6 protein-coding genes are annotated in these 5,147 nt (G+C 71.7%); 5 read left to right on the top strand and 1 reads right to left on the bottom strand.

What is annotated here, in order from left to right; translation table 11 throughout:
• The first annotated feature begins 190 nt into the window (after nucleotides 1-190).
• The gene (locus PROKR_RS13605) at nucleotides 191-991 is read left to right on the top strand and encodes a carbonic anhydrase (protein ID WP_051432965.1); all 801 of its coding nucleotides are present in this window, start codon (nucleotides 191-193) and stop codon (nucleotides 989-991) included.
• A gap of 15 nt (nucleotides 992-1,006) precedes the next feature.
• On the opposite strand, the gene PROKR_RS13600 is transcribed toward PROKR_RS13605, so the two are convergent.
• The gene (locus PROKR_RS13600; RefSeq protein ID WP_036964106.1) at nucleotides 1,007-1,600 is read right to left on the bottom strand and encodes an NYN domain-containing protein; all 594 of its coding nucleotides are present in this window, start codon (nucleotides 1,598-1,600) and stop codon (nucleotides 1,007-1,009) included.
• Nucleotides 1,601-1,739: 139 nt separating this feature from the next.
• Here PROKR_RS13600 and PROKR_RS13595 point away from each other — a divergent pair, with 139 nt between their 5' ends.
• The 4 genes from PROKR_RS13595 to PROKR_RS13580 all read left to right on the top strand — a co-directional run.
• On the top strand, nucleotides 1,740-2,465 hold the full coding sequence (locus PROKR_RS13595) for a response regulator transcription factor (RefSeq protein ID WP_026366019.1): 726 nt from the start codon (nucleotides 1,740-1,742) through the stop codon (nucleotides 2,463-2,465).
• A complete protein-coding gene (locus tag PROKR_RS13590; RefSeq protein WP_036964104.1) occupies nucleotides 2,458-3,972 on the top strand; it encodes a sensor histidine kinase in 1,515 nt (504 codons plus the stop codon). The genes PROKR_RS13595 and PROKR_RS13590 overlap by 8 nt, the downstream gene beginning before the upstream one ends.
• Before the next feature lie 150 nt (nucleotides 3,973-4,122).
• Nucleotides 4,123-4,827, top strand: a complete 705-nt coding sequence (locus PROKR_RS13585; protein ID WP_036964101.1) for an HD domain-containing protein — start codon at nucleotides 4,123-4,125, stop codon at nucleotides 4,825-4,827.
• Nucleotides 4,828-4,997: 170 nt separating this feature from the next.
• A partial coding sequence (locus PROKR_RS13580; RefSeq protein WP_211240132.1) for a WXG100 family type VII secretion target occupies nucleotides 4,998-5,147 on the top strand: 150 nt, incomplete at its 3' end.

Below are 5,147 nucleotides of genomic sequence, written 5' to 3'. Positions count from 1 at the left end.
CGGGGGCGGCTTCGGCGGCGGCCGCCCGACCGAGCACCGCAAGCTGGGCACGGTCCGGGCGTGGTGGCCGGCGTCGGCTCGCTGACGACGCGCGAGAGCAGGGTGGGCGAAAGGTCGGGTTTTCGGTAGTTTTACGTTGCCGACAACCCGGCATCTGCCGTTCGCACGGATCACCCCTCCGGAGTACACGTTGAAGAAGTTCGCGCTGCCCGCCGTCCTGGTCCTCACCCCGCTGCTCACCTCGTGCGGCACGAGCCCGGCCGCGGACGACGCGGCCTCGGCACCGCCGACCGTCGCGGCTGGTGAGGTGCACTGGTCGTACAGCGGCGCGGAGGGCCCGGCGGAGTGGGGGCACCTGTCCGCCGACTTCGAGACATGCTCGACCGGCAGCACCCAGTCGCCCATCGACCTGCCCGCCCACGCCGACCAGAAGGCGACGGAGCACCCGACGATCACGTCGTCCCCGACCGTCGGTGAGTCGGTCGACACGGGCCACACCGTCCAGCTCGTGCCCGAGAGCGGGGCATCGACCGTCGAGTGGGACGGCACCCAGTTCACGCTCGCCCAGACGCACTTCCACGTACCTTCGGAGCACACGGTCGCGGGCGAGGCGATGGACGCCGAGTTCCACCTGGTCCACACCACCCCCGATGGGCAGACGCTCGTGATCGGCGTCCTCGCCGAGGAGGGCGCCGAGAACGCGGCGTGGCAGCCGTTCGTCGAGGGCGCGGCGACGCCGGGCACCGCCGACCTGCCGCTCGACGTCGCGGCGATGCTCCCGGAGGACCCGACCTACGAGGCGTACGAGGGCAGCCTGACGACACCCCCGTGCACCGAGGGCGTCCAGTGGGTCGTCTACACGATGCCCGTCGAGCTGTCCGCCGACCAGATCGCAGTGCTCGACGAGGCGTCGCACGGGCACAACGCCCGCCCGACGCTGCCCCAGGGCGACCGCACCCCGTACGAGGGCACGCTCGCCCTGGGCGAGTAGCGCGGGGCCCGCAGGCTACAGGTAACGCAGCGGGTCGAACTCCTCGATCGGGATGATCCGGACGCGCGGCAGCATGGTCGTGAAGGCGTCGGCGTCGCCCTCGAGGTCGTACATGACCAGGCCGCGCTGCTCCAGGTCCGTGAACCGGGCGTTGACGAACTCGCGGAAGCCCAGGAGGCCGACGCGGCGGTCGTCGTCGGCCAGCAGTGCCTCGATCTGCGGCAGGAAGTCGCCGTCGTGGCTCGCGAGCAGCACGTCGCCCGGCCGGTCCAGCAGCGCGTCGAGAGTGCGCTGGATACCGACGTCGACGACCTTCTCCGAGCCCTGCGCGGCCAGGGGGATCGGCTTGTAGCCCATGGCGAGCAGCGCCTGGACGAACGGCATCGGCATCTGGCCGGACGTCGCGTTCAGGAAGAACAGCGGCACGACCTCCTGCGACCAGACCTTCTCGGCGAACGCGGAGATGCGGTCCCAGCGCGGGCGCTCCTCGGGTGCCGGCCGGCGGTTCAGCACGTTCATGCCGAGCGTGGCGTCGATGTTCTCACCGTCGACGATGAGATACGTGCGCCGGGGCGTCTGCCCGGGCTCCTGCGGTGACGGTGCTGACATGCGACACAGCCTAGGCCGTGTCGCGGCAATCGCGGAGCCGAACCCTGGCGAAACGGTCGGCAGGTGCCGGAGCCGCGGTCCGGGCGATTTCCCGGGCGAAACTCAGGCAGTCTTCAGGAAGCGGTCGCACACTGGAAACATGGCTACTCCCGAGGCGCGTCTGGTCGTCGTGGACGACGAACCGAACATCCGCGAGCTCCTGTCCACCTCCCTCCGCTTCGCGGGCTTCGAGGTCCATGCCGCCGCGGACGGCAACGGGGCGCTCCAGCTGGTCCGCGACGTCGAGCCGGACCTCGTGGTGCTCGACGTGATGCTCCCGGACATGGACGGTTTCACGGTCACGCGACGCATGCGGGCGACCGGCCGGCACACCCCCGTGGTCTTCCTGACCGCCAAGGACGACACGCAGGACAAGGTGCAGGGCCTGACCGTGGGCGGCGACGACTACGTGACCAAGCCGTTCAGCCTGGAGGAGGTCGTGGCCCGGATCCGCGCGGTGCTGCGCCGCACGGGCGTGCCCGCCCCCGAGGAGGAGGCCGTGCTGCACGTCGGCGACCTCGAGATGGACGAGGACTCGCACGAGGTACGCCGGGCCGGGGTCGAGGTGGACCTGTCCCCCACCGAGTTCAAGCTGCTGCGGTACCTCATGCTCAACTCCGGCCGGGTCCTGTCCAAGGCGCAGATCCTGGACCACGTGTGGCAGTACGACTGGGGCGGCGACGCGAACATCGTCGAGTCCTACATCTCGTACCTGCGGCGCAAGATCGACACGCTCGAGGTCGGGGGAGAGACCCTGCCCCCGCTGATCCACACCAAGCGGGGCGTCGGGTACCTGCTGCGCGCCCCGCAGCCCGTCCGTGCTTAAGGAGCGCCTCGCCGGCATCCCCCTGCGCGCACGGCTCGTCGCGATCATCTCCCTGCTGCTGGCGGCGGGGCTGGGCATCGCGGCGATCGCGGCGACGGCCGTGGTCTCGACCTTCCTCGTGGGGCAGGTGGACGACGAGCTGCACATCACCGCCCTGAACCCCAGCGAGGTGCTGCAGGCATCCCAGCAGGGGCTGCCCAGTGACTACTACGTCCAGGCCGTGGGCGTGAACGGCACGGTCCGCACGCTCGGCAACCTCGCCGTGGCGCGGTACGGCAAGCCCGCGCTGCCCGACATCGCCTACGACGAGGCGGCCAAGGGCGGCAGCCAGCCGTTCACGGCGCCCGCGGCGACCGATGCCGAGGGGAGCGAGAGCTGGCGGGTCATCACCCTGGTCGGGACGCTGGAGCCGTCTGGTGAGCGAGCGGTGGTCTATGTCGCGCTGCCGCTGGTGGGCATGGACAAGACCGTCTCGATCCTGTCCCGCACCCTGATCATGTCCGGCCTCGGCATCGTGCTGCTCGGCGGGCTGACCGCCTGGGTGCTGGTCGAGCGGTCGCTCCGGTCGCTGCGGTCGGTGGAGCACACGGCCGCGCAGATCGCCGCGGGCGACCTCACCCAGCGCGTCCCCGAGGCCCCCGCGGGCACGGAGATGGGCTCGCTCTCCACCTCGCTGAACGCCATGCTGACGCAGATCGAACGGGCCTTCGCGGCGCAGGAGGCCTCCGAGGTGCGGATGCGGCAGTTCGTCTCGGACGCGTCGCACGAGCTGCGCACGCCCGTCGCGACGATCCGCGGGTACGGCGAGCTGTACCGGATGGGCGCCCTGGACACCACGGACAAGGTCGACGACACGATGGTCCGCATCGAGGACGCCGCCCGCCGCATGGGCACGCTGGTCAACGACCTGCTGGTGCTGGCCCGGCTGGACGAGGGCCGCCCCGTGGCCCGGGAGGACGTCGACCTGGCCGCCCTCGCCCGCGACTCGGCCCAGGACCTGCACGCGCTCGACCCGACGCGCGAGGTCACCGTGGTGCCGCTCCTGAAGGGCGGCAGCGTGCCCGAGAAGCTGATCGTCGAGGGCGACACGGACCGTCTGCGCCAGGTGCTCACCAACCTCATCGGCAACGTCGCGCGGCACACGCCCGCGGGTACGCCCGCCGAGATCGCGTTGGGCGTGCGGCCCGGGACGGCGGGTGCGAACGGCAGCGCGAAGACCGGCGAGAACGGCGAGAACGGCGAGCACGCCCCGGACGGGGGCAAGTCGGCGTCGGACGGCGTGGCCGTGCTCGAGGTGCGCGACCACGGCCAGGGCCTCACGGAGGAGCAGGGCCGGCGGATCTTCGAGCGGTTCTACCGCGCGGACTCGTCGCGCACCCGCGAGTCGGGCGGCTCCGGGCTCGGGATGGCGATCGTCGCGGCGATCGTGGGCACGCACGGCGGGCACGTCGAGGTGGCGCAGACCCCGGGCGGTGGCCTGACGGTCCGCCTCACCCTCCCTCTCTGACGTGTCAGGCGTACCCGCCCCCGGGTGACCTGTCTGACACCTCGGTGCCGAACCGTGACCACGATCCCGTGACAGCGGTAGCCGCCGCTGACCGTTTCGGTAATAGGCTGGTCGTGGAGTGACCGACATCGACCGTAAGGCAGAGTTCACATGGGCGTGCTGACGTCTGACGCGCCGCAGTGGTTCCTCAAGTCCTTCGTCCGGAGCGCGGTGGGCGCGGGGGCCACGGCGGACACCGACTCGATCGAGGAGATCGGCCAGTCGCTGCTGAACCGGTGGGCCGACGAGAACCGACACTTCCACAACCTGCGCCATCTGGCCTCCGTGCTGCACCGCGTGGACGAGCTGGCCGAGGAGACGCACGAGCCGGACCTGGTGCGCCTCGCCGCCTGGTACCACGGTGCGGTGTTCAACGCGGAACGCAAGGTCGCCGACGCCTCGCAGGGCGGCGAGCAGACCACGGCCTCCGCGATGCTGGCGCACGACGAGCTGACCCGGCTCGGCGTGCCCGAGCGAGCGGCGGACCGGGTCGCGGCCCTGGTCAACGCCATCGTCCGGCACGCGCCCGACCCCGCGGACTTCGACGCCGCGGTGCTCAACGACGCCGACCTCGCGATGCTCGCCGCCGAGCCGCAGCGCTACAAGGACTACAAGTCCGCGGTGCGCGCCGAGTACGCGCACATTCCCGCCGAGGACTACCTCCGCGCCCGGATCCGCGTGATCGAGCGGCTGCTCGCCCGCAAGTCGCTCTTCCTGAGCCCCATGGGCGCCGCGTGGGAGGAGCCCGCGCGGCAGAACCTGGACATGGAGCTGCACCGGCTGCGCAAGGAGCAGGCGAAGCTCGACATGGCCTGAGCGCCGGCCAGACCCTCCGCACGGCCCCGCAGTGGTTCGAGCGCGACCACACCCCCGCTTTCCACACCCCTGTGCACAGCCCTGCCCGGCGCCGCCCCACCGGCGTCGGCCGGGTGCCTAACGTCAGGTGAGCACGCCGGACGGCCCGGCGCGCGGGGGAGGTGAGGGCCATGCGGTTCGAGGTGGACAGCGACCAGGTGGAGCAGGCGAGCGCGGCGGTGGCGGGCTCCGTGGCGACGGTGCGCACGGAGGTGGGGGCGCTCATGCGCAACCTCGACGCCCTCCAGGCGACGTGGCAAGGACCCGCCGCCGCCGCGTTC

The organism is Promicromonospora kroppenstedtii DSM 19349 (genome assembly GCF_000515355.1).
Taxonomy (GTDB): domain Bacteria; phylum Actinomycetota; class Actinomycetes; order Actinomycetales; family Cellulomonadaceae; genus Promicromonospora; species Promicromonospora kroppenstedtii.
This window is presented reverse-complemented; position numbering and strand designations above follow the sequence as displayed.